Raw genomic sequence first — 23571 nt, forward strand, 5'->3', positions numbered from 1 at the left:
CTTATTTCAACGTTATGGTTACCGCCGTTCCCGGTGTGATGCGGGTTCCGGCGGAGATCGTTTGCTGGGTTACGGCTCCCTGTCCCGTGAAACGGACCTTCAGGCCGCGGCTTTCGAGGATGAACAGGGCGTCCTTGAGCCCCATGCCGCGCACGTCGGGCATCACGCCCCGGTCGTCGGGCAGGCTCGTGATCGAAACGTTCGCGAGGCTGTCCACCGAAGCGCGTCCCCATCCCGTGCGGCTGTCGAACGAGGTGCGGCGCGAGAGACGGTCGGCCACGCGGCGGATCTGGGCGATATCGCCGCCCTTCATCCGCTCGGGATAACGGCGCGGACCGTCGTCGTCGATCCGGGCGTACCAGTCGTGGCCGCGGTTGTAAATGTAGTCGACCATGCGCTTCACGACGGGACCCGCCAGCGGACCTCCGTAGTAGGCTTTTCCGGCCTGCGCACGGGTCTCGATGGTCGTCAGCACCGTGTAACGGGGCTCGTCGGCCGGGAAATAGGCGACCATCGAACCCAAGTAGTAACGCCCCTCGCGGCTGCGGGCGTCGGTGATCTGCGCCGTGCCGGTCTTGGCCGCCACCCGCACACGCGTCGTGTCGCGGAAGAAAGCGCTGGCCGTACCCTCCGTGCAGACCGCCTGCAAACAGGCATGCACCTCGCGCAAAGCCGACCGCGAGGCGATCGACGAGGCGATCGTCCGGCTTTCGAACTCCTCCTCGACCCGTTCGCCGCGGCGCAGTTCGCGCACCAGCACCGGGGAGATCATCTTGCCGCCGTTGGCGATGGCGTTGTAGAACGTAATCATCTGGATCGGGGCCATCCGCACACGGTAACCGTAGGCCATCTTGACCAGCATGACGCCCGGGTCGGGAACTTTCCAGTCCGTAGTGATCGAGGGTTTCCGCTCGCCGAGGCGTTCCAGCCCGACGGTCTCGCCCAGATGCAGTTCCTTGTGGAGGAAATCGCTGTATTCCTGTTTCTTACCCGTAATTCCGTAACGGTCCCAGATCGCCTTGGCAAAGTAGACGTTCGACGACGAAGCCACGGCGCGCCGGAAGTCGATCTCGTGGTCGCCGCGGTGCGAATCGCGGATGTTCTTGGCCGGACCCACCGTCACCGGGTCGCCGTTATGGGTGTCGTAGACCGTCGAAGGCCGCATCCCGGCATCGTCCAACAGCGTGAGCATCGTCGCCAGTTTGAAGGTCGAACCCGGCTCCATGCTGCGTCCCAAGGCGTAATTCTCGCGTTCGGCAAAGGTCCCGTCGGCATTGCGTCCGAGGTTCACCATCGCCAGCACCTCGCCCGTGCGGACCTCCATCACGATCGTCGTGCCCCACAGGGCGTTCTGCCGCTCCAACTGCCGCCGCAGGGCCTTGTCGGCCACATCCTGCAGGTCGAGGTCGAGCGTCGTCACCACGTCGCAGCCGTCCACCGGATCCACATGGTCGCCGCCGGCCACACGACCGTAAAATCCGCGAGCGATACGCTGGCGCACGGCCTTGCCGTCGCGTCCGGCCAGCTCCTCGCGGTAAGCCTCCTCGATGCCATAGTTACCCTTGTCGCCCGTCAGTCCGATCGTCCGGCGGGCCAGTTCGCCCTGCGGGTAAATACGTTCGTCGCGCTCGATGAGCCGGTAGACCATACCCATGTTCCAGTTCAGCAGCGGGTAGCGCCGGAGGGTCTCCCACTCGGCGAAATCCACCTCCCGGGGGAAGATGTTCACGGGCGTATGGTCGCGGATCGTGTCGTAGATGCGGCGTTTGACCCACTCCTCGCCGCGCATGCGGTCCATCATGCGCGAGAACCACCCCTCGGAACGCAGATAGGAGGTGTCGCGGGCGTTCACCAGCCGGTAGCGGCGGGCGTGCTCGTCGCGGAAACGTTTGGCGTAGGCCGAAGCGGGTTTGTCCTTGAAAAAGGCGGCCAGCAGTTTGGCCAGCGAGTCGGCCTGCTCGTGGAAGGTCCTGAGCGAATCGAGTCCGGGCGATGCGAAATCGAACGCGGCCTGATAGCGGAAGATCGACGTAGCCAGCGGCTCTCCGTCGCGCGAAAGGATGCTGCCCCGCTGGGCCGGGATCACCTCCTCGGTGAAGATGCGGCCGGCGAGGCGGTCGGCGTTGTAGGCCACCTCCGCGCTGAACAGCTGCACCCAGACGAGCCGTGCGAGCACAATGCCTCCGGCGAGGATGAAAAGCACGTACAGAAGCCTCACCCGCAGCAGGATATCGCTTTTTACCTTCGACCGTTCCTGTTTCATCGCCGCCTAATCGTCAATGATTTCACCCGGAGCGAGCGGGTCGTAGAGTTCGATGCCCCGCGCCTCCAGCTGCCGGACGATGGCCGAATGGGTCGTGCGCTGGTAACGCTGCTCCTGCAGGCGGATCGAGCGTTCGCGGAGTTTCTGCACGTCGCGTTCGAGGCGCGTGTAGCGCATGTCGAGATGCAGCGACCAGAACATCACCATGATACTCAGGAAGAACATGCCCGCAATGGTCAGCATGTAGGGGTAATATTTCGAGACGCCCTCGCGCACGAGGATCGAGCCCGAGAACAACTGCCAGAAGGTGCTCGCCCTGCGGCGGCTCTCCCTGCGTTCGCGTTCCTCGGCTTCGGCGCGCTCTTCGGCCTCCCGCTCCTCGTCGGCACGGATGTCCTCCTCCGCCTCGCCGCGCTCCATGCGCAGCACTTCGCGGCGCACACGGCGCGCGAACTCCTCCTCCTGCTCGCGGCGGGCCTGCTCCTCGGGGGTTACGGGGTCGAATTCGTGGTCGCAGTACATCGTATCAGCGTTTTACGGCCGCCCGGAGCTTCGCCGAGCGGGAACGGGGATTGCGGTCGAGTTCTTCGGCCGAAGGGGTCACGGCCTTGCGTGTCAGGGCGTCGAACGGCACCTGCGGACGGCCGAAGAAGTCCTTTTCGACCGTCCCCGAGAAATTGCCGCTGCGCATGAAATTCTTCACCAGCCGGTCTTCGAGCGAGTGGTAGGAGATCACCACCAGCCGCCCGCCGGGTTTCAGCACTTTGAGACTCTGTTCCAGGGCCATTTTCAGCGCCTCCATCTCGCCGTTGACCTCGATGCGGAGCGCCTGGAAAAGTTTTGTCAGGAATTTGGATTCGTCCTTCCGGGGGGTGCAGGGCTTCACCGCCCCGACCAGCTGCGCCGTGGTGGTCACGGGCTCCGCGGCCCGGGCCTTCACCAGGCAGTTGGCGACCTTCCACGGGGTTTCGATCTCGCCCCAGTCGCCCAGAATGCGGGTCAGCTCCTCCGCGGTATAGTTGTTCACGACATCCGCCGCCGTCAGCCGTCCCCGCTGGTTCATGCGCATGTCGAGCGGTGCCTCCCCGCGGAACGAAAAGCCCCGCTCGACGGCGTCGAAATGGTGCGACGAGACGCCGAGGTCGGCCAGAATGCCGTCCACCTCCGTGACGCCCCGCAGCCGCAGCGCGCCCCGCAGGAAGCGGAAATTGCTCTCCACATAGTGGAACCGCGCATCGTCGGGACAGTTCTCCAACGTATCGCGGTCCTGATCGAAGCCGTAGAGACGCCCCTCGGGCCCCAATGCGGCGAGGATGCGGCGCGAATGGCCGCCCCCGCCGAAAGTGAGGTCGGCGTAGGTGCCCGCCGAATCGATACCGAGCAGTGCCACAGACTCTTCCAGCAGTACGGGAGTATGGTATTGCGACATAATGATTGTTTGCAAAGGTCTATTTGGGTGTAAAGTTAGGGATTTTTCAAAAAAGAATACCTATATTTGTAAATATAATCGAGGCCAATTTAGCACCTCACTATAAAGCGTTTAAAGCAACGCAAAAACTACTAGGGTTACAATTAGGGTTAAAACGGAGTTGCATCACCAATTCCAAACCATTAAAACTCACTCCAATACAGCCTCTCTAATCTAATCGGAATTTATAACTCCGCCGCGTGATAATGCACTATTAGAGCCGCTCCCGCCCAAGACGGCTACATGATCTTCAATAGCGGCCCACTGAGAGGAACTGGTAATCGAGCTGTAATTAAATGCCCCGGCCATCGCTATTCGTCATTTCCTATCATCGGGGGGGGGCACCTCAACGAGAGAATCTCGATAAGGCCAAAAAGAAGCAATCTCCAAGCGCTTCTTCCTCCGGACGGGAGCGTAGCTCGTTACCGGAGACAGATCGCTAAAATCGACGTTAAACGAGATTTTCGCAAACGAGAGAGATTACCAATCGGAGATAGGGTTTTTAGATGACAGGAGGCTAATAGGACGATCATCAGAAATTCCAAGGGTCATCGAATCCATTATTCTCCTTAGGATAGTGTCCCTATATCTCCCACTACCCCCTTTCGCTATAAATAGCGAAGGGAACCCTCGCCTATTCCAGCGGGGGATTTCCCCTCGGTTTTTAACTTATATTTAATCATCTCGCTGCCGGGCGTTCTTTTGGATCAAAGCAACCAATCGCCACTTAACCGCTTCGATAAGTTCGAACTGATAGTCCGGCTTGGCGTATTCTCGTTCCCGTTTCTGGAGTTCCCGCAACCGCTTTCTGAAATCCCGCTGTGCCTCCTTCTTTAGTCTCTGGATGTGGCCGTCCAGTTCAGTAGGGGAAAGAGTCGACAAACCGAGAATCGTAAAGAAGTCGGTCAGTTCCTTCATGCTTCCCCGCTTTGGCCGGAACGACGGTCTACGTCCGATATTATCAAAAAAGAACTTATGACAATTCCGCCAAAAATGATTCACGATGCTGTTATACTCGTCAATCAGGCCGCCGAGCGTTCCGACCTTTAATCGGGCGAGAATACGCCGCCGTCCGCCTTTTAGCGTAAACTCAATACGAAGAATATTCTTACCCCGGTGCATCTCCGGGTCTTTGATTAAAATATTTCTATTTTTCTTATTAATCTCGGCTATTTTGTCGTAGCATTTGGCACTATAAAATTTCGTAACATATTTCCGACATGTAGGGCGTGAATCGTTCAGTTCGTAGCATCCCGACCTAAATCCGCGGATTCGATGTATCATTTCGGAGCAGATCATGTCAAGCGGGACATTTTGCCCTATTTCGACCATCGAGATTTCGAAAGTCCGCAGACTGTCGAACGAAATCCCGAGCCGTGCGGCGACTTTCTGCCAAGCCTTTTTTAAATCCTTTTTCGTCAGATCGTCCAACGAAACGGCACCGTAGTACCATTTACGGATACTGCCGTAAATCTGCATCCAATCGTCATGATACCCAAATTCGATGGTCAGTTCATGGGCATTATCACCACTTTTTCCATTACTTAGTTTTAGTTTAGCATTTTGCCGTTTCAGCCAAGTCGATTTTTCGACGAAGGTTCCATAAATTAAGTGTCGATATACATTTGCATCATAACACTTAAAGACAGCATTATCGACCATATTTCCTTAATTTTAAGAGTTCGTCTTTGGGGTATCTCTTCGAACGTCCGAGCCGCACGGGCTTAATCCAGCCTTTGGCCTCCCAACGGCCAAGCGTCGAGCGGCTGATCTTCATCGAGGCCTCGACTTCTTTGGCGGTCAGCATCTCCGCTCCAAACAGCGATTTCGACAGGTACCCGAGAATCCACTCCTTGTTCTGGGCTATCCCCAATTTGATCAGCGTTTGAAGCATCTTCGGCGATACGGTGATTTCCCCGTCCATTCTTAATTTTAAATTTTTCATAACTCTCTAAAATTAATAGATCAAAATTAGCAGACGATTTCTCGCCCTTTACCTCCCAATATATAATGGTGAACAATACGAAGGTCTATTCCCGGGTAATTATTTATATACCAATTAATTAAGCCCAAAACAGTCTCAAAACAGCCCCAAAATAGAACCAACAGACCATTTTTACCGACTTATAGAGCACAAAAAGACCGCCCCAAAAGGGCGGTCTACGAGGATCGGAAGCGTCCGCGTTCTATTCGGTCAACGCGTGCCGAATCTTCTCAAATCCGTTGTCCTTGCAATTATTCGGCGTAACATAGGTCTGAAGGTGATTCTTCAGAAGGACCAGATTCCGATAGGTTTCCAATCCTTCAACAGCCTTATACCATAATTGGTCACTCCGGGCGATCACGATTACCGCCTTTCTCTCCATCAGGTAGCGCACTAGTCTTACGGCAAATTCCTGCGTTGGTAGTAATCCCGATTCCGACTTTATCAATCGTTTCGGCATATCGTGATACTTCACCGAATGGTAACCGAAGTACTGAATGATCGTTAAATAATTAACGGCATCATCCGAGAGTTTCATCACCTCACGCAGACGGTCATTCCAATACCATGTATCCACGGAATTTATATCTTCATCGGTCGTCGGGTACGGGTCGCCTTCCAATGCCAACGCTTTTGCCTTCGACCGCACAAATTTCCGCTGGGCTTCGGGTGACAGGGCGTCAAATAGTGCGATGTTTCCTTTTTCAGTTTCCGTCGATTCTGCCCAGCCGGGATTCAGCGTCAGAATAGCGACTTTGGCATCGAAAAAATTTCCCATGACGGGTTCCGGTATCCATTCGGAATGGAGGCAGTGGATAGGCTTTGCCTTTTCGTTAAACGCCGCAATCGCTTCACGATCGAGAGGACTGGCGTTGTTAGCCAGTCGGCCTGCATAATCCTTTTTGGCAAGTTCTTCGGCGACAGCCCGCCACGGATTGTCGTTCAGTAAGGTTTCTTTCGTGTCCATAATAAAAGGTTTTGTAGTTAGATTTCCAAAGATAAGTTTTTCACGGCTTTTTTCCACACTTAGTTTTTTAATCTCCATATCCAGCCGCTCCTCTCCGTCGTAGTCTATTTCAATCGAGTAGGCGCAGTTCGACCGTCCGTCCCAACAAAATACGTCCGTCAGACGCTCTCGAAGTTCGGCGACGAGCAGAACCGTCAACTGATATTCGGAAAGATAGGCTATTTCCAAAAGAAAGCAGTTTATTACCGAGGTCGCCTTACCCGTTCGTAAATAACCAATATACTCGGCCAAGACCTCGGAAATCCGATCCGCATAGTCCGGATGATTCGTTCTGTATCGCTCCAAGAGATAACTTAAATCACCTCCGTAATGGATATACAACGCGAGGTTCAGTAATTTCTTCTCCCAATCCAGACGTCCAAATTCGAAGCATAGATCGTCCCAATAGGCCCGTCGGGCAATAAGATTGCAGTAGATTTCCTGCATTTCGAGTAGGGTGGCGTCGGGCTTGCTGAAGGGTGCCGGAACCGACTGACACTTATCGCGGTATTTCCGAACCACAAACTCCTCGTCGCAGACAGCATCCGTATCCATCCAGTTCCGGAAATAATCCGACCTCTCGGCCGCCTCTAGTTTCGTGAAATCGTCCGCGGTCAAAGCCCTACTCCAAAGATATTTTAAAAATTTAGCCTCCAAGGTGTACATTCGGCTTCCCTCAACCGCGGCATACAGAAATTTCGGAGGAAGTTCCTCGATCCACATCGTCGAGCGGATGGCCTCCCGAAACCGCCTTGCCTCGATCTCATCCAGTAGGGGAAATTCTCCCCGAAAAGGTATCAGCCGCGACGGCACGGCACGGTCTACGAAACGGCTTGCCATTCCGCCAACCACGGAGCACATTCGCTCTCTCGTCGTGAGTTCTTCTGCCTTTTTCATATCTCGTTGCCTTAGTCAAACCCGGTTCGGCAAATTTAGTCGCCGCTTCCGCCAGTCCCCGGCGCAAGGTCGAATTATTTTTGGCTGCTGGGGTGTAAATAAAGAAAGCGTGGCGCTGAAGGCTTATCTTATACGGCAGGCTCTGGAATAGCCCGAATACTAAAATAAGCATCAGCCCACGCCCTTTTTCAGGGACATAGGAATAACAACGCTTATTCCCGTATTCATCAGAATTTTCCAGATTCGCCGTAGAGAATAAACTTACGCTTTCGCGTCAATCAGTATGTCGTAAACAAAAATACGAAAAATTCGCGGATTTCCAACAAAAAAGGCTTCGACCTAAATCGAAGCCTATATAAACTAAGGCAGGAGCGCCTAAAAACCCCTATCAGGCATATCTTCTAATGCAAGAAACCGACAATAAGGTTTATCAAAATAAAGATAAAGGGTACATTCTCCAATAATAATTTCGGCAAACCCATCCAGCGGCATTCCATATTCATCGTGTGATATTCCGCAAAATTCAGGTCTATAAAGTAACATTACATCTCGAATAACCATTTTTTCTGCTTCAGAAATATTTAAATCGTCATAATTCGGGCGGCATACTCCGTTATTTTTACCGAAATTGGTTGGGGCAAGAACAACGATGGCTATCCGCAGTTCCTCGGCTAAATGACTTAACGTACATAAAAATTCCACTCTCTCAGCTGGGGATAACTCGTTCGTACGATTATCAAACGGAAATTTCAAGTCATTAATATAGATAATTTTTATTCCTTTTCGCACCGCATTTCGTACGAATTCACACACTCCCGAAAGATTCCGAACCGTAGATGCATAGATCATATCGGTAGGAAAATCCTCAAACATTAACCGAAGTCGTCGAACAAGGTGTAATTTTATCGTCGTAGTAAGGAGCACACTCAGCATTTTATACCGGGTAGCTTGTTGATACATCATCGATAATATTAATGCCGTCTTTCCCATACCCGGATCAGCAGCTAAAAGGTATAATGCCGGGGAAAATCCACCGTACATTACACGGTCTAATGGGGGAAACCCAGTTGGACATTTCGTTTCTCGTTCTTTATCTATTCGCTTAATAATCTCGGCAAGCGTTATTATTTCGTCATCCATAATAATACATAATTTTTTAATTCTTAGGCCATTTCTTCGGGTTCAACAAATAAATATCTTTCCATCATTTAGTAACCACACTCTTCCCGAAACCACATGGTCCGTAATACCTCTTTGCATCGGGAATTTATTCAAATCAGTCATATCAGAGCTATTTACAGGTTCTTATGATTTCCGACAAAAGCTGTCCCCGCTGGGCTATCCAATAGCTACGATCGCACACGATCACAATCCGTTTCTTCGCCCGACTTATGGCCGTATTCAACACGTTCAGACCTCGGGATATGCGATTCTTCGAATCAGAGAACCACATATCCTGCGTATCAACCACGCTGAGTATTACCGTATCCCATTCCCGTCCCTGACTTTTATGCACGGTAAGAATATTCATATCCTTCCGTTCATCGGGCATGTATTTACCAAGCAGGTCCAGCTGTTTGCGGTAAGGCGTCAGAATGACATAGCTGCCCAATCGTCCGGCGTTCTCCGTCAGGTATCGGCGAATAGCCACGACTTCGTTCAACGAGGTCCGGCGGGCGTCATTCGTATCTTTTACGGCATTAAGGCACGTCAACTCCATTTCCCGGCGGTCCAGATTCGAGTGAAATCCATTCTTATAGACGTATTTATCCAGCAGGGCCGCCAAGTTCGCCGGGAACCGAAACGTCGTATTCAGTTCCATTTTCTTCATCTCGGGAATCCGGTCATGCCGATCTCTTAAATAATCTTCCAATAAAGACCTTACCGTCATTCCGGATTGGAACATACACCCGACGTAAATAGCCGATTCCGCCCAAAGGACCAATTTATCGTAGTTCGAGTTCCTCCCCAATTCGGTTACTTCACATACCGGAGGTAACTGGAGATGATCGCCTAAAAAGGTAACCGGCTTATTCTGCCGGAAAAGCGGCAACGCTTTCATCAGACTCGCATATCCGACCTCGTCGAGAAACAGATGGTCGGCCTCCAAGTCCTCGGTGATATACCGATCCAGCGTACAGGCTACGACCGCAGCAGTCTTTATCCGGGACGTCAGCGTCCGGGACGCCAATTCATCGCGTTCCCGCTTACATTCAGACAATTTCGTCCATAATTCCTCCTCTTTGGCATTGACGTATTCGGTTTTTATCAACGCGGCGAGTTCTTCTTCCTTCAAGCCGTCATCAAGTCCCAACATCGACTTATAGATCTGAATCTGATGTCCTACCTTCGCAATCTTATCGTCGAGGTTCGCAGTTTCACAGACCTCGGGATATTTTCGGACGAAATCCCACGAAGGTATTCCTAAACGCAGTACCTTATCCCGGCTTATATCGTGCGTACGGTCGATCATCGCCAAGACTCCCCGGAGTATCTGCTCCACAGCGTTATTCGTCGGCGCACAAATCACGACTCGTTTATTATTTCGGATATAGTGCATTATGGCATACGCCAATACGAATTGAGTCTTTCCCGATCCGGGCGCTCCCCAAACGTAAGTGAACGGATTCGAGAAAATAGCTTCAATAGCCCTTTTCTGCTCCTCGGACGGTTTACACTCCGGCAGATAATCGGTCGGAGCTCCGAGGTCGGGACAAGCCGCCGGAATCATCAGCTGACTACCGTTTTCCCAATACCACTCTTCAAGCCGTTGTACCAAGAATCTCAAATCGGAACCGACGAGAATATCCCAGGCATTCAAGTGCTCGAAAGCGGGATAGGTTTCGGGCGTCGGCCTAATAATCAGAATATTCCTATCACGGTCGTAAGTTATAATTTCAGGGTCGGAATACCGGGTTCCCGTCGTCAGTATTTCGAAATACAGCGCCTCGGTATTCAATAATTTCCCGCCTAACAATAATTTTATCAGATGCTCTTTCCCGTATTCAATCGAAATAACACCAAGCGTTTGGACTCCCCGGTTCGTTTCCGTCAAATAATCATAATATTCAGACGCACTCGCAACGGCAAGATCGCGTATTTCCGTCGCTGTCATTCCGTCAAATAGTTTTTACACATTCGTTCCACTACATTTTTCACCTCCTCCCGGAACCACGCGGGTCGTAATATCTCTACGTCCGCACCGTGCGACAGCAGTTCCATCCGGAAATCGTAGGCCGGAGCCAGCCAATATTCGAATACCGAATATTCTTCGGTCCGTTCGGTTTCACGCTGGGTAGCGTGCAGGGGCAGAGTCCGAATATAGTTCGCCTGCTCACCAAAGACACGGATTTCGACCCGTTCGGCCCGCCGACCTTCCTGACGTATAATTCCGAAGGCATCGGTAAAGAAATCGTTGCAATCGAAATCCAACGGGATTTTAGCCTCGTTTCCCGTCAGAGTCATGCTATGTACCCGATCGAGGGCGAACGTATAAATTTTACCCATTTCTGCGCTATTTGCGACGAGATACCATCGCCTCCGGAAAACCTTCAATCCGTACGGTTCGACCTCATAACGGCTTTCTCGTTTTTCATCGTAGTTATGCCGGTAGACTATCTCCAAACAGCGGTTCTCTTCCATCGCCCGGAGGATGTCGGTCAGATAGGAATAACCCGACGGAACCGGCTCCAACGCAATCCGTCGCCGTAATCGTTTGCTGTTAGCCAAAAGGTCGTTCACGGCAAAAGTTTCCAAGAGCCAACGACGCAGATCGTCACGCTCCAAATCCTCGCCATAGCGGATATAGTATTCGTTCGTCCGACGGTTGCAGGCGATATCCACGTCGAATAACTCCTCTACGGCTTTCCGGTGATTCTCGAAGGTCTTACGGGGCAGCTCCTCTCCACCTGACAACTCGTTTCTTTTCCAGCGCTCACGGATTTCGTCGAGGGTGATCCGGCCCGCGGAGGAGATCACCTCCAAGAGCCACAGATAGCGACGGAACAGCGTCGCGGTATTATTCGTCAAAGCATTCATCATTTTGTAGTTTGGAGCAAAGATAGAAATAGCTTCCGCCAAAACTCGGCGAAAGCTACTCTTTTTTCATTAAGCGACCACTTTTCTGATCGCGTTCACCAAATCCGTTCGGTCGGTATTCGTATAGACCCGATGCACCATGTCGAGGCTTTTGTCTCCCAAAAGTTTTGCTACGAGGTAGAGGGGTATTCCTTCGTTCGCCAAATGGGAGGCAAAGGTATGGCGGGAAACGTGGAAGGAAAGACATTTCTTGATCCCAGCCTTTTTCGCCAATATCTTCAACTTCAGATTCGCGCAATTATTCGATATTCTCGGAAAAACATACTCATTCGTAGACACGTTCCGGTACTTAGCCAACAGAACCTTTACCCATTTCGATAGTAGCGGAATTTCGACCAACTCGCCCGTTTTGCGTTGAACTTTGGATATATACATCATCCCTTGGGCGTCTTTCTTCAGATGCTCCCATTTCAGATCCAGCACGTCGCCGAAGCGCAGGCCCGTGTTGCAACAGAAGATGAACAACTCGCGCACCAATTTCATCCTCGCGTCGTCCGGCAACGCTTTGTGCAGAAATGCCTCATATTCGTCCTTTGTCAGAAAGATCGTCCGAGGCTTCGACCGGGTCATAAACCTTAATCCTTTCCCGAACGGGTCGTCGATTGGATAACCCAGCCGTCCGGCCCACTTCACCACCGAACGCAGGCGGTTCAATTTCGTATTAATCGTATTATCCGCATTCCGCCGGACCGTCCGCAAATACTTTTTATACTCCTGAATAAAGAGAATATCAAGCTGGTCGATCGTCCGTTTCTTACTCCGTTTTGAAAATTTCGCTATATCCTTTTTAAGGTCCAATATACCTATAATCGTTCGCTCGCTGCGGTTATCTGTCCGCAGTTTATCTACATAGGCATCGAAGATTTCATCGAGGGTGGCGTTCGTCTTTTCACGCGAGGACGTCCGCGCCTTTCCGGTAAGAATTTCACGGATTCGCTCCAGATCGACAGATTCCCCCAATACGTCGCATTGAATCAGATAACGTTCGTAATCGGCCTCCTTCCCGCTCAGATAGGCGTTAATGACGCTCTTTTCGGAGCAAGCCCCGATAACACGCCCCGACTGCTTATCCCAATAGGATGGAGCGACTGAGTGAGGGGTTGCGAACTTTGTTTGGCGGCCTTTTAGGTAAACCCGCAGGTCGATACGTTTCTCCGGACCTTTCGTCGAAAGATCGTCGCGTAAAATAGCTTTTATCGTTCTTTTCATCTTGGTATATGTTTACCCTATTAATAACCGGAGTTATTGGAAACAATCGGGGATTTTTCTCCCGCATACGCTAAATTAGTTCCAAAACATTGATTTTAAAAGAGTTGTCGATTGGAAAATTTTATAAAAAAATTCGTTTACCAGCTAGACAGACGCCTTGCCGAGTTTTTGGGCACAAAATATTTTTTGGAAAAAAGACTGGATGAACCCGAGTTGCAGAAAACGGCCTTGGAGAGCTCCGCCAAGTCGCTAGGGTTACAATAGGGGTTAAAAATTCGACACAAAGTGAGACAAATTGAACCACCCAACCCCAACGAGAACAGATTTTAACGATGATTAACGTCCAACAGCGCTCAACTTATAGCAAAAAAACCGTATATTTGTGATTATAATTTTTGAACGTTTCATGCCAAAAATCGACATCGGCGCCGTACTCAGGAGCAAGGCCCCGCGATTGGCCCGCTGGATACCGCGTCCGTTGGTGAGCTGGCTGCGCCGGACCATCCACGAAAAGGAGATAAACTACATTCTCGAACACTACTGGAACCTGCCGCCGCAGGAGTTCATCCGCGCGGCCTTCCGCGAATGGCAGGTCACCTATTCGATCGAGGGGCTCGAGAAACTCGACCCCAAAGGACGCTACCTCTTCGCCTCGAACCACCCGTTCGGAGGCATGGACGGCATGATGCTGGCCGACAAGCTGATCGACCGCTTCGGCGACGCGAGGGTGGTGGTCAACGACCTGCTGATGTATATCGATCCACTGCGTCCGCTATGGATACCGGTGAATACGCACGGTGCGCAAAACACGGCCTATGCCCGTAAATTCGACGAGGAATTTTTCGGCGAACTCCCGATCCTGACCTTTCCCGCGGGCCTCTGCTCGCGCTGCATCGGCGGCGAGATCACCGATCCCACATGGAAAATCAGCTTTCTGAAAAAAGCCTACGCCTCGCAGCGGCAGATCGTCCCGGTCTTCGTCGAAGGGGAGCTGTCGAAATTCTTCTACCGCGTCTACCGGATACGCAAGGCTCTGGGAATCAAGTTCAACATCGAGATGCTGTGGCTCCCCGACGAGATGTTCTCGCAGAAGGGCAAACACTTCCGCATCGTCGTCGGCGACCCGATCCCCGTGGCCGACCTGCAACGCTACGGTTCGCTGCACGAACAGACGGAGGAAGTACGCAAAAAAGCGTATTTTTTGAAAAACAAGCTCGACACCCCGGCAAAGTAGCGGTAAAATTGGTATTTTTGCCCCGTCTATGGAACAGAAAGAGATGGTACCCATTATAGCACCCGTCGACCGGGGGTCGCTGCTCGCGGAGCTGACACCCGCCCGCAAGATGCGCGACACGAACAAGGCAGGCAACGAGATCTACATCTTCGCAGCCTCGGAATGCCCTGCGCTGATGCGCGAGGTGGGGCGTCTGCGCGAGGTCGCCTTCCGCGGCGCCGGAGGCGGCACGGGACAGGAGGTGGACATCGACGAGGAGGACCTCGCCGGCGACGGCTATTACCAACTGATCGTCTGGGACCCGGCGGCGGCGGAGATCGTCGGCGGATACCGCTTCATCGTCTGCACCACGCCCAATCCCCGCCATCTCTCGACCGAGCACTACTTCCGCTTCAGCGAGCGTTTCCGCCGGAAATTCCTGCCCCGAACCATCGAACTGGGGCGTTCGTTCGTGCAGCCCGCCTACCAAGCCCGCGGCAACGCCAAGAGCATCTATGCGCTGGACAACCTCTGGGACGGGCTCGGGGCGCTGATCGTGCTGAATCCCAAGGCCAAATACCTCTTCGGCAAGGTCACGATGTACACCTCCTACAAATCGGTGGCGCGCAATGCGCTGATCTGGTTCCTGCGCCGTTACTTCCCCGACCGCGACAAGCTGGTGGAGGGCATCCATCCGATCGACCTCGACCTCGACGATCCCTACTACGAGGAGCTGTTCTGCGGCGCGACCTACATGGAAAACTACCGCATCCTGATCCAGAAGATCCGCGAATTCAACGAAAATATTCCGCCGCTGATCAATGCTTATATGAACCTCTCGCCCACGATGCGGGTCTTCGACACGGTGTCGAATCCCGATTTCGGCGGTGTGGAGGAGACCGGCATTCTGGTGACGATCCGGGACATCTATCCCGAGAAGCGCCTGCGCTACACCCGCTGGCTGGGGTGGAGGGCCAACCTCAAACACCGCCGGGAGGAGTTCAGCGAACACCTGCGCGAACACCTCGAACGGATGAAGAAAAAGCGGAACGCCTGAGCGCTCCGCTTTTTTATTGGAATCAGTTCAGGATCAGGTCATAGGGGACACGGAGAAACCGGGGCCGGTAAATGGAGGCATCCTCCCAGATATCCCGCGGGCGCTTAGAATTCACACAGTAGCTCACCAGCAGCATCCCGTCACGGTCGTACTGGGGATGCGCCATGGCGTTGTAGGTGTACAGCCGATCGTTAGAGGCCGGTTCGGGCGCCGTGTAGAGCATTTTTTTGTTTCGCCAAGGACCCGTCGGACCGTCTGCGACGAACGAATAGATGTCGTTGGAGAGAGCATCGCCGTCCTGCGTCAGCAGAATGTACTTCCCGTCGTGCGGAAAGATGCTGAACTGGGTGCTGATCTTGATGTCCAAGCCCTCCAATTTACACGTTTTCAAGGGATCGCGGCTCCATCCCACCCCGTCGAAATACTCCCAGTCGCACAGTTCATCGTCCACCAGCCGGGCCCGCGCGGCATGCAGCTCCCGGGACTCTGTGCCGCCGTAGGTATAATAATAGTCGCCGAGCTGAAACCACCCGAACCCATACCATACCTTGTTGACGGGATAGGCCGCATCGTCCCGCTGGTCGATCAGCTCATAATCGGGAAGGCGCATCCGGATATAGGAAACCGAGTGCGTGTAGAACCACAGCACGGGGTCAAAAACGATCCGCACCATATATGTGTGGAGAATCCCGTTCCGAACGAACCCGTGATGGGGCCAGTAGACGGCCTGTTTGCCATCGACACTGTCGCTCGGGATGACCGGCTGCGGATGTCGGGGCGTTCCCCCGCAAATGGTCCGGGCTCGCTCCCCGTCGAGTTCGACGAAGAGATTCCCATAGATGAGCGGGGTCGATACCGAGTCGCCCCGCTGGTTGTCGACCACTTCGCCCATAAAGGCGTCGCCCCATATCCAGAGACTTTTGCCCTCCGATACGGGAACCGAGATCGCCCCGTCCGAGCCGGTGAAGATGTCTTTTCCCGGCGGGCAGAGCAGCCCGAGCATCGTCGTATCGGGCACGACGCCGTTGCCAACCACATTGCCGCCGCAGTTCGTCAGGAAAAGCAGGGCGAAAAGTGCTGAAAGGGATTTCAGGGTGGTCAGAGTTCGCTTCATAAAGGTCTGTTTTAGGGTTTATATGTACATACATATATCGATATGTGCAAATAAATATAAAATTTCCCGGATATGCAACCTTCCGATAGTCGTTTCTTCCGAAAAAATAGTCCGAACGGCCTGAATATTGCAATTACATGCAGTAATCCCCCGGCAGGTACATTTAACAGAAAGCACTGAAAACCCAAAAACATCTCTTGATATGAAACGACTATTTCGCCTTTTCCCGGTGTTCGCCCTCCTGACGGGAGTGTGGGCCTGCTCCGACGACAAGACTTCGGAGGTCCGCATCAACGACGGCACCGAATTCCTGTCGCTCGACTATCTGGCCCGCAGCGGCAAGATCACCGTCACGGCCCCCGGTCCGTGGAGCATAACCTTACCCGAAGAGGGGGGGGGAAACGACTGGTTCACACTCTCGCCCCTGAGCGGTCCGGAGGGCTACTCGGAGATCGAGGTCACGCTTGAGGCCAACGCCGGTGAGGCGCGCAGCGCCCTCCTGACTTTCGTCTGCGAAGGCAAAAGCTATCCGTTCCAACTCTCGCAGAGCGCCAAAGACGCGGGATTCGACTCCCCGGACTACTATTTCTACGCCGCATTCGGCACGATGCCGGCCCTCTATTCGGGACTGCACCTGCTCTCGCACGACAAGCCGAGCTACTTCTTCTACGAACGTCCCCAGACCTACGACCCGAAGTTGTTCCCCGATTACGCCACGGTTTTCACCGCCGCGAACCCCAACGCCGGAGCCACTACCGAGGAGATTTACGCAATGAGCGAGCAGATGAAACGCCGCATTCTGGAGATCAATGCCGAGGACCCCACGGCCGTATTCGGGCTCTATGTCACCGATCTGGTCTGCCGTGCGGGCTATGACTGGTTCGTCGGGCAGGGCATCGACTCGGCCCGCGTGAAGGTGACGATGCTCTCCGACGGCACGGGAACCTACAACAACTTCCACACCTTCTTCGGCGACCCCGCCACGGCCGAGCAGAACTGGAACGACTACGCCGCTCAGGTCGAGGCCCTCGACTGGGACCACGGCGGCCGTTATCCCGAAACCCGGGCCCCGCAAAGTCTCGTTTCCGATGAGTGGATCGCCTACCTGTCGACGCGTCCCAACTACCGGCTGATGCTCCAGAATGCCTCCCTGATGGAGTCGTCGGGGCCCTTCATGACCGAAAAGCTGGCCGAGATGAAGATGGAGAGCGTCCAGCCCTACGAGTTGCTGACGGCCCTTCCGGAGAACGCCAAGCAGGAGTTCTACCGCATGGCAAACTTCAGCTACGACCAGTTCAAGGCCCTGTTCGACGCCTCGCCGAAAGGGAACCTCATCATCCTCGGCACGAGCCACACCACCGACGAGAGCCGCCAGCAGCAGGCCGCCTATGTCCGGCGCATCATGGACCAGTACGGCAGCGAATACGACGTGTTCTTCAAACCCCACCCGGCGGACAACTCGTCGTCCGACTACGAAGAGCGGTTCCCGGGACTGACGCTCCTGCCGGGACAGATGCCGTTCGAGATCTTCGTCTGGTCACTGCTCGACGAGGTGAACCTCATCGGCGGCTATCCCTCGACGACGTTCCTCTCGGTGCCGCTCGACAAGGTCGGATTCCTCTTTGCGACCGACGCCGCGAGCCTTCCCCGGCCGCTGAACCTGCTCTTCAGCGACGCCCCGAACGTGGAGTGGATGCAGCAGCCGTGACGCACGGCCGCGGACGAACGAACGGCGCCTTCCGACAGTCGGAGGGCGCCGTTCGTCGGATATGGAGTGCGGCACATCGGAACGGAGCACGACAAGCGCCCCGCCGCCCATAAAAATACCCCGCCCGAAGGCAGGGTACCAGGCAAACAATCGTTTAACTAAATGATTCCGGACAGACGGCTATCGAATGAACATGTCATAGGTCAGGCCCTCGGTCTTCTCCGTCTTTTCGGGCTCGTCCTTCTTCGTCGGTTCCGACTTCTCATCGGGCTTCTGCTCGGGTGCGGGGTTCTCCTGCTTCGGAGCTTCGGGCTGTTCGGGCTGCTGGGCAAATGCCATACCGCCGGCCATCATCATCATCGCGGCCATCATTACAACTGTCTTTTTCATAGCTTTAAGAATTTAGTGGTTAAACTTCATTTTCTCAGTTCTGCGGTCTGTTTCCTTTCCGTTTCTGTTCTTCTGAAATTCAAGCCCTATGCCATGCGGACAGACAATCTGCAACGCACTGTATTTCAGCCGAAAATACAGCGTGCCGAAAATTCGGGGCATGTGGAAAAAGTGTGGAACCGGAGTGCGGAGTGTGGAATAATTCCACACCCGGGGTGTGGAACGGCGCTATTCGATGCCGTAAAGGTGCAGTTTGTTGTAGAGCGTCTTGCGGTCGATGCCGAGGAGTTTCGCCGCCTGCGACTTGTTGCCGCCCGCCGCCGCAAGGGCGCGGCGTATCTGCTCCTCCTCCGAGGCGCGGTCGCGCAGCGGAAGGGGCGCCGCAGGGGATTCCGCCGCCGGACCGCCCGTAATCTCTCCCGGCAGGTCGCGGCAGGTGATGTATTCGCCCGCGGCGAGCAGCGTCGCCGAAAGCACCGTGTTTCGCAACTGACGCAGGTTGCCCGGCCACTCGTAGGCGGCAAGGGCCGCCGCGGCCGCCGGATCGAATCCCACGATCCGCTTGTCCAGTTCGCGGTTGGCCTGATCGAGGAAGAAATCGGCATAGAGCGGAATATCCTCGCGCATCTGCCGCAGGCAGGGCATGCGGAGTGTGAAGGAGTTGATGCGGTGGTATAGGTCGGCGCGGAACGTCCCGCGTGCGATGGCCGCTTCGAGGTCCTCGTTGGTCGCGGCCACGAGACGGATGTCGACGGGAATCTCCCGGTTGCTGCCCACGGGGCGGATGCGCCGCTCCTGCAGGGCGCGCAGCAACTGCACCTGCGTCTCGTAGGTGAGGTTGCCCACCTCGTCGAGGAAAAGCGTGCCGCCGTCGGCCGCCTCGAAAGCCCCCGTCTTGTCGGAAAGGGCTCCGGTGAACGAACCTTTGACGTGCCCGAAGAACTCCGAGGCCGCCAGCTCGCGGGGAATGGCCCCGCAATCGACCGCCACGAAGGGTTTTCCGGCCCGCTTGCTCTCCCGGTGGACCAACTGCGCCACATGCTCCTTGCCCGTGCCGCTCTCGCCGTTCACCAGCACCGACATATTGGTCGGAGCCACCAGCCGGATGTGTTCGTACAACTGCCGCGCGGCGTCACTGCGCCCCTCGATATAATTGAGCGTCCCGCCCGAAGCCCCTTTTGCGGACTGCGGGGCCGGTTTTGCCGCCGGAGTTTTCGGTGCAGGCGTGTCCAGCGCCTCGCGTATCTTTTTCAGCAGTTCGTCGGGATTCACCGGCTTGGCCACATAGTCGCAGGCGCCGAGTTTCATGCACCGCACGGCATTCTGTATCTCGGCGTAACTCGTCATCACGATCACCGGCGCCGTCACGCCCGCCCCGGCCATCCATTGCAGCAGGGCGATACCGTCCTCGTCGGGCAGACGCATATCGCTCAGCACCAACGAGAATCCGCCGGCTCCGAGGGCTGTTCTGGCCGCCGCTACCGACGAGGCGGTCTCGACCCCGAAACCGCGCTTCGAAAGCCATGTGCGCAGCATCAGGGCAAAGGTGATGTCGTCGTCTACGATCAGGATACGCTCTTCCATAACGCTACAAAGTTATCGTTTTTTCAGCTTCCGCGACAATCGCGCGGATTTTTTCGACCGCCGCGCGCAATTCACCGCACAGCGTGTCGGTCAGGGGCCCTTCGTGGTTCTCGGCCCGGCGCAGGATGTCGGCGACTTCCGCCGCACCGAGCATCGTGAAGATCGGCAGCATCTTGTGCGACAGGGCCCTTACCGCTGTCGCATCGCCGCTTCCGACCGCCTTTTCGAGCTCCCGGACATTGGCCGCAGTCTGTTCGGCGAAAGAGGCCAGAATATTCCGCGCCGCACCGGCATCGTCCCCCGCATAGACCGTCAGGGGGTCGAAATTCGTCCCCGACGCCGGAACCGGCGGTTCGTCCCCTTCCGCAACCGCCCCGCCGCAGACCGCACGGACCACGGCGACCAGTTCGCTGTAGGTGAACGGTTTGCGAAGGCATCCCGCAAATCCGCGGGCCGTAAAATCCGCAGCATCCAGCTCCCCGCGGGCCGACACGGCGACCACGCACAACGCGGGATCGACTCCATGCACGGCCGCCAGCACGCTGAATCCGTCGGCCGAAGGCATCTGTATATCGGTCAGCACCAAATCGAACCGCCCGTCGGCGACCAGTCTGGCGGCATATTCGGGATACTGGCAGCACTCGGCGCCGATCCCCGCCCGGCGGCACATCGCGGCGGTCATCTCCAACTGCAACGGGTCGTCGTCGACCAACAGCACCCGCAGTCCCGGCTGAGGCGAAGCCGGTTCCTGCACCTCCGGGGGCACCGCCGCAGGTCCGGCCTCCCCGACGGGCACCGACACGATGAATTTGCTCCCCTCACCGAGACGGCTTTCGAGCGAAATAGTCCCCTCCAACAGCTTCACGAGACGGTCGACGATCGACAGCCCCAGTCCGAACCCGTCAACGCCCTGCGCCGAACTCAGCCGCACGAACTCCCCGAAAATCCGTTCCTTCTCCTCGCGGCCGATGCCGCGGCCCGTATCGCGGACCGAGAAGACCAGCCGTCCCTGCCGGACGTCCGCGCGGAGCGTCACGGAACCTTCGTTCGTAAATTTCAACGCATTGGAGATCAGGTTGTCGGCGATCTGGCGGATGTGGAAAGCATCGCCCATGACCGTCCGCGCGGCATCCGGCCCCGTTTCCAGCCGCAGTTCCAGCCCTTTGGCCGCTGCGGCGGCGGCAAACCCCGCCCGAATGGTCTCGAACAACTGCGCCGGGCTGAAGGCCACCCGGTTCACCTCGATCTTGTTGATATCCAGCCGGTAGAAATCCAACAGACTGTTGACCAGCGCCAGCAGGTGTTCGGAAGAGTCTTTCATGTTGTGCAGGTAGAGTTCCTGCCGCTTGTCGGCGGTCAGCCGCGACAGCAGGTCGATGTAACCCATCACCGACCCCAGCGGAGCCTTGATGTCGTGCGTGATGGCCAGCATCAGCTTCTCGCGGGCGGCCAGTAGCGCCTCCTTGTCGCGGTTGGCCTGCTCCAGCTCCCGGCGGTAGCGGTTGCTGCGGCTGATGTCGCGCCAGAGCATTCCGACGAACAACAGCATGAGCACCACGGCCCCGATGGCCACGCCGCCCAGCACGCGCGACGACCGCCGGCGGAAAGCCTCCGTCTGCTCGATGCGCCGCATCAGGAACTCCGTGTCCTCGGCCTCGAAGTCCATGATAAGACGATATATCTTCGTATTGACCAGCTCGTTGCTGTAACTCAGCCGCAGTCCCTCCTGCCATGCATGGTCGTAGATGTCCAGACGGTTGCTCGTGACGCTGTCCTGCAGGGCCCTCAGCACCAGCGTGATGGTGTCCTTCACCGATCCGGCGGGCACCACGGGGGCTACCAGTTCGCGGCGGGAGATCACCACGCTCGAATCCTCTTTCGGCGGGCTGAACAGGTCGCCCAGCCGCTGGAAGAAACGCCGCCGGGCCCGCGGCACGGCCGTCGTGTCCTGCTTCACGACGCGGCGGAACGGCGTCGTATCGGCCACAATCCCCTGCTGGGGACCGATCAGGTCACGGATGTTCTTGTCCAGCAGGCTGGCCGTGGACCCGGCGCGGATCGAACGCCGCAGGCTCATCGTGCGCCGCTCCTTGTCGGCCAACAGCCGCGTGATGCTGTCCAGACGCATCGTCTGCAACGAATCCCGGTCGTCGGCCAGCGACCGCAGCGAGTCGATGCAGCCCCTCACGGTACGCAATTCGCGTTTGTAACGCGCCTCGTAGGACTGGTAGCCGGCGATCATCAACTGGCCGTAACTTTCGGCCTGATAGAGGTGGTAAAGGGTCCGGTTTACGGCGCTGCGCTTGGTCTGCAACAGCGTGTAACTGCTGTCGGGAGCGGAAAAACGGACCGCCACACGGTAGACATAGCCCACCGCGAGCACACAGACCGCGATCAGCAGGACATAGCCTGCGACCATCTTCGCCTTGACGAATTTCGACTCCTTCACAGCGTCAAATATAGTGAAAGGTGAGTTCAATGCCAAACCCGTCCGGAGATCCCCGAACCGCATTCCGAAGCGGCCCGGGGATTCCGCAGGGAGGGCAAATACAAATATTTATCGTTTTTCGATAAATATTTTTTGATATTCAAAATTTGTTCCTATATTTGTCGCCGTAACGATCCGAAAAAACAAACATTCTGCGACTATGGATTTACTCACAGTAGAACACGTCACCAAACGCTATGCCTCGCACACGGCGCTCGACGACGTATCGCTCGCCATCCCCCAAGGCTCGGTCTACGGACTGCTGGGCCCCAACGGAGCGGGCAAAACGACCCTGATACGCATCATCAACCGCATCACGGCGCCCGATTCGGGCCGCGTGCTGTTCGGCGACCGCGAAATCGCCCCGGAAGATGTCTACCGCATCGGCTATCTCCCCGAGGAGCGCGGCCTCTATAAAAAGATGAAGGTGGGCGAACAGGCCGTCTTCTTCGCCCGCCTCAAGGGACTTTCGCGCCGCGAAGCCGTCGTGCGGCTGAAGGAGTGGTTCATCCGGTTCGGCATTCAGGACTGGTGGGACAAGAAGGTCGAGGAGCTCTCGAAGGGCATGGCCCAGAAGGTGCAGTTCATCGTCACGGTGCTCCACGAACCCAAACTGCTGATCTTCGACGAACCCTTCTCGGGATTCGACCCCATCAACGCCAACCTGCTGAAAGACGAGATACTGGGACTGCGCGACAAGGGGGCTACGGTCATCTTCTCGACGCACAACATGTCCTCCGTGGAGGAGATCTGCGACCACATCACGCTCATCAACAAGTCGCGCAACATCCTCTCGGGCAAGGTCGACGACATCCGCCGCCGTCACGGGTCGAACATCTTCGAAGTGGCCTACCGGGGTGACGAAGCCGTCCTGCGGCAGGCCGTCGCCGGACGCTGCGAGATACTCGACGGGACACAGGAGGAGTCGGTCTACCGGATGATCAAGCTCCACGTCGACAACGACGCCGAGGTGCGCGGGGTGATTTCGGCCGTCAACGAAGCCGTCGAACTGCGCTCGTTCCGCGAGATCATCCCCTCGATGAACGACATTTTCATAAGGGCCGTCAACGGCAAACTCTAAAACGAAAAACG

The 23571-nt window shown here is 55.6% G+C and carries 18 protein-coding genes; 4 read left to right on the forward strand and 14 right to left on the reverse strand.

Features of this window, described 5'->3' with window-relative positions; all coding sequences use genetic code 11:
• Position 1: 1 nt before the first annotated feature.
• The 10 genes from BN5935_RS04630 to BN5935_RS04675 all read right to left on the reverse strand — a co-directional run bounded on the left by BN5935_RS04630 (position 2) and on the right by BN5935_RS04675 (position 12925).
• Positions 2 to 2263, reverse strand: coding sequence for a penicillin-binding protein (locus tag BN5935_RS04630; protein WP_064975080.1), 2262 nt, complete (start codon positions 2261 to 2263; stop codon positions 2 to 4).
• Positions 2264 to 2269: 6 nt separating this feature from the next.
• On the reverse strand, positions 2270 to 2785 hold the full coding sequence (locus BN5935_RS04635) for an FtsL-like putative cell division protein (RefSeq protein WP_064975081.1): 516 nt from the start codon (positions 2783 to 2785) through the stop codon (positions 2270 to 2272).
• A 4-nt stretch (positions 2786 to 2789) separates the two neighbouring features.
• A complete protein-coding gene (gene rsmH, locus BN5935_RS04640) occupies positions 2790 to 3692 on the reverse strand; it encodes a 16S rRNA (cytosine(1402)-N(4))-methyltransferase RsmH (RefSeq protein WP_064975082.1) in 903 nt (300 codons plus the stop codon).
• 714 nt (positions 3693 to 4406) lie between these two features.
• On the reverse strand, positions 4407 to 5393 hold the full coding sequence (locus tag BN5935_RS04645) for a hypothetical protein (RefSeq protein WP_064975083.1): 987 nt from the start codon (positions 5391 to 5393) through the stop codon (positions 4407 to 4409).
• Positions 5383 to 5676 carry a helix-turn-helix domain-containing protein gene (locus tag BN5935_RS04650; protein WP_147625770.1) on the reverse strand — a complete coding sequence of 98 codons (294 nt, stop codon included), beginning with the start codon at positions 5674 to 5676 and terminating at the stop codon, positions 5383 to 5385. The genes BN5935_RS04645 and BN5935_RS04650 overlap by 11 nt, the downstream gene beginning before the upstream one ends.
• Before the next feature lie 241 nt (positions 5677 to 5917).
• Positions 5918 to 7618: a hypothetical protein gene (locus BN5935_RS04655; protein WP_147625771.1), complete on the reverse strand. Its 1701-nt coding sequence runs from the start codon at positions 7616 to 7618 to the stop codon at positions 5918 to 5920.
• 375 nt (positions 7619 to 7993) lie between these two features.
• Positions 7994 to 8758, reverse strand: a complete 765-nt coding sequence (locus tag BN5935_RS04660; protein WP_064975086.1) for a DnaB-like helicase C-terminal domain-containing protein — start codon at positions 8756 to 8758, stop codon at positions 7994 to 7996.
• A 151-nt stretch (positions 8759 to 8909) separates the two neighbouring features.
• The gene (locus tag BN5935_RS04665; protein WP_064975087.1) at positions 8910 to 10733 is read right to left on the reverse strand and encodes a DEAD/DEAH box helicase; all 1824 of its coding nucleotides are present in this window, start codon (positions 10731 to 10733) and stop codon (positions 8910 to 8912) included.
• Positions 10730 to 11656: a helix-turn-helix transcriptional regulator gene (locus tag BN5935_RS04670; protein WP_064976838.1), complete on the reverse strand. Its 927-nt coding sequence runs from the start codon at positions 11654 to 11656 to the stop codon at positions 10730 to 10732. Before BN5935_RS04670 ends, BN5935_RS04665 begins: the two co-directional genes overlap by 4 nt.
• A 69-nt stretch (positions 11657 to 11725) precedes the next feature.
• Entirely contained in the window at positions 11726 to 12925 is a 1200-nt protein-coding gene (locus BN5935_RS04675) for a tyrosine-type recombinase/integrase (RefSeq protein WP_064975088.1), read from the reverse strand.
• A 406-nt stretch (positions 12926 to 13331) separates the two neighbouring features.
• On the opposite strand from BN5935_RS04675, the gene BN5935_RS04680 reads away from it, so the two are divergent.
• Positions 13332 to 14159, forward strand: a complete 828-nt coding sequence (locus BN5935_RS04680; RefSeq protein WP_064975089.1) for an acyltransferase — start codon at positions 13332 to 13334, stop codon at positions 14157 to 14159.
• 28 nt (positions 14160 to 14187) lie between these two features.
• Entirely contained in the window at positions 14188 to 15195 is a 1008-nt protein-coding gene (locus BN5935_RS04685; RefSeq protein WP_064975090.1) for a glycine N(alpha)-acyltransferase GlsB, read from the forward strand.
• Between the two features lie 22 nt (positions 15196 to 15217).
• Here BN5935_RS04685 and BN5935_RS04690 read toward each other — a convergent pair whose 3' ends face one another.
• Positions 15218 to 16309: a hypothetical protein gene (locus tag BN5935_RS04690; RefSeq protein WP_064975091.1), complete on the reverse strand. Its 1092-nt coding sequence runs from the start codon at positions 16307 to 16309 to the stop codon at positions 15218 to 15220.
• A gap of 202 nt (positions 16310 to 16511) precedes the next feature.
• Between BN5935_RS04690 and BN5935_RS04695 the strand changes: the two genes are divergently transcribed.
• Complete coding sequence (locus BN5935_RS04695; RefSeq protein ID WP_204244887.1) at positions 16512 to 18017, forward strand: BACON domain-containing protein; 1506 nt, start codon at positions 16512 to 16514, stop codon at positions 18015 to 18017.
• 180 nt (positions 18018 to 18197) lie between these two features.
• Here the strand turns inward: BN5935_RS04695 and BN5935_RS04700 are convergent, their stop codons facing one another.
• The 3 genes from BN5935_RS04700 to BN5935_RS04710 all read right to left on the reverse strand — a co-directional run bounded on the left by BN5935_RS04700 (position 18198) and on the right by BN5935_RS04710 (position 22440).
• On the reverse strand, positions 18198 to 18407 hold the full coding sequence (locus tag BN5935_RS04700) for a hypothetical protein (protein WP_229096340.1): 210 nt from the start codon (positions 18405 to 18407) through the stop codon (positions 18198 to 18200).
• 228 nt (positions 18408 to 18635) lie between these two features.
• Positions 18636 to 19991: a sigma-54-dependent transcriptional regulator gene (locus tag BN5935_RS04705; protein WP_064975093.1), complete on the reverse strand. Its 1356-nt coding sequence runs from the start codon at positions 19989 to 19991 to the stop codon at positions 18636 to 18638.
• Positions 19992 to 19995: 4 nt separating this feature from the next.
• Positions 19996 to 22440 (reverse strand): ATP-binding protein, encoded by a 2445-nt coding sequence (locus tag BN5935_RS04710; RefSeq protein ID WP_064975094.1) that lies wholly within the window; start codon positions 22438 to 22440, stop codon positions 19996 to 19998.
• Positions 22441 to 22639: 199 nt separating this feature from the next.
• On the opposite strand from BN5935_RS04710, the gene BN5935_RS04715 reads away from it, so the two are divergent.
• Positions 22640 to 23560 carry an ABC transporter ATP-binding protein gene (locus BN5935_RS04715; protein ID WP_064975095.1) on the forward strand — a complete coding sequence of 307 codons (921 nt, stop codon included), beginning with the start codon at positions 22640 to 22642 and terminating at the stop codon, positions 23558 to 23560.
• The last annotated feature ends 11 nt before the right edge of the window (positions 23561 to 23571 follow it).

The sequence above is a fragment of the Alistipes provencensis genome (assembly GCF_900083545.1).
Lineage (GTDB): Bacteria > Bacteroidota > Bacteroidia > Bacteroidales > Rikenellaceae > Alistipes > Alistipes provencensis.

What these genes read in the sequence shown, in the direction of transcription:
- BN5935_RS04700 (WP_229096340.1), bottom strand. Translation starts at nt 18,407, where the DNA reads ATGAAAAAGACAGTTGTAATGATGGCCGCGATGATGATGATGGCCGGC.
- BN5935_RS04675 (WP_064975088.1), bottom strand. Translation starts at nt 12,925, where the DNA reads ATGAAAAGAACGATAAAAGCTATTTTACGCGACGATCTTTCGACGAAA.
- BN5935_RS04665 (WP_064975087.1), bottom strand. Translation starts at nt 10,733, where the DNA reads ATGACAGCGACGGAAATACGCGATCTTGCCGTTGCGAGTGCGTCTGAA.
- BN5935_RS04705 (WP_064975093.1), bottom strand. Translation starts at nt 19,991, where the DNA reads ATGGAAGAGCGTATCCTGATCGTAGACGACGACATCACCTTTGCCCTG.
- BN5935_RS04630 (WP_064975080.1), bottom strand. Translation starts at nt 2,263, where the DNA reads ATGAAACAGGAACGGTCGAAGGTAAAAAGCGATATCCTGCTGCGGGTG.
- BN5935_RS04670 (WP_064976838.1), bottom strand. Translation starts at nt 11,656, where the DNA reads ATGAATGCTTTGACGAATAATACCGCGACGCTGTTCCGTCGCTATCTG.
- BN5935_RS04690 (WP_064975091.1), bottom strand. Translation starts at nt 16,309, where the DNA reads ATGAAGCGAACTCTGACCACCCTGAAATCCCTTTCAGCACTTTTCGCC.
- BN5935_RS04645 (WP_064975083.1), bottom strand. Translation starts at nt 5,393, where the DNA reads ATGGTCGATAATGCTGTCTTTAAGTGTTATGATGCAAATGTATATCGA.
- BN5935_RS04680 (WP_064975089.1), top strand. Translation starts at nt 13,332, where the DNA reads ATGCCAAAAATCGACATCGGCGCCGTACTCAGGAGCAAGGCCCCGCGA.
- BN5935_RS04650 (WP_147625770.1), bottom strand. Translation starts at nt 5,676, where the DNA reads ATGAAAAATTTAAAATTAAGAATGGACGGGGAAATCACCGTATCGCCG.
- rsmH (WP_064975082.1), bottom strand. Translation starts at nt 3,692, where the DNA reads ATGTCGCAATACCATACTCCCGTACTGCTGGAAGAGTCTGTGGCACTG.
- BN5935_RS04655 (WP_147625771.1), bottom strand. Translation starts at nt 7,618, where the DNA reads ATGAAAAAGGCAGAAGAACTCACGACGAGAGAGCGAATGTGCTCCGTG.
- BN5935_RS04635 (WP_064975081.1), bottom strand. Translation starts at nt 2,785, where the DNA reads ATGTACTGCGACCACGAATTCGACCCCGTAACCCCCGAGGAGCAGGCC.
- BN5935_RS04660 (WP_064975086.1), bottom strand. Translation starts at nt 8,758, where the DNA reads ATGGATGACGAAATAATAACGCTTGCCGAGATTATTAAGCGAATAGAT.
- BN5935_RS04715 (WP_064975095.1), top strand. Translation starts at nt 22,640, where the DNA reads ATGGATTTACTCACAGTAGAACACGTCACCAAACGCTATGCCTCGCAC.
- BN5935_RS04685 (WP_064975090.1), top strand. Translation starts at nt 14,188, where the DNA reads ATGGAACAGAAAGAGATGGTACCCATTATAGCACCCGTCGACCGGGGG.
- BN5935_RS04695 (WP_204244887.1), top strand. Translation starts at nt 16,512, where the DNA reads ATGAAACGACTATTTCGCCTTTTCCCGGTGTTCGCCCTCCTGACGGGA.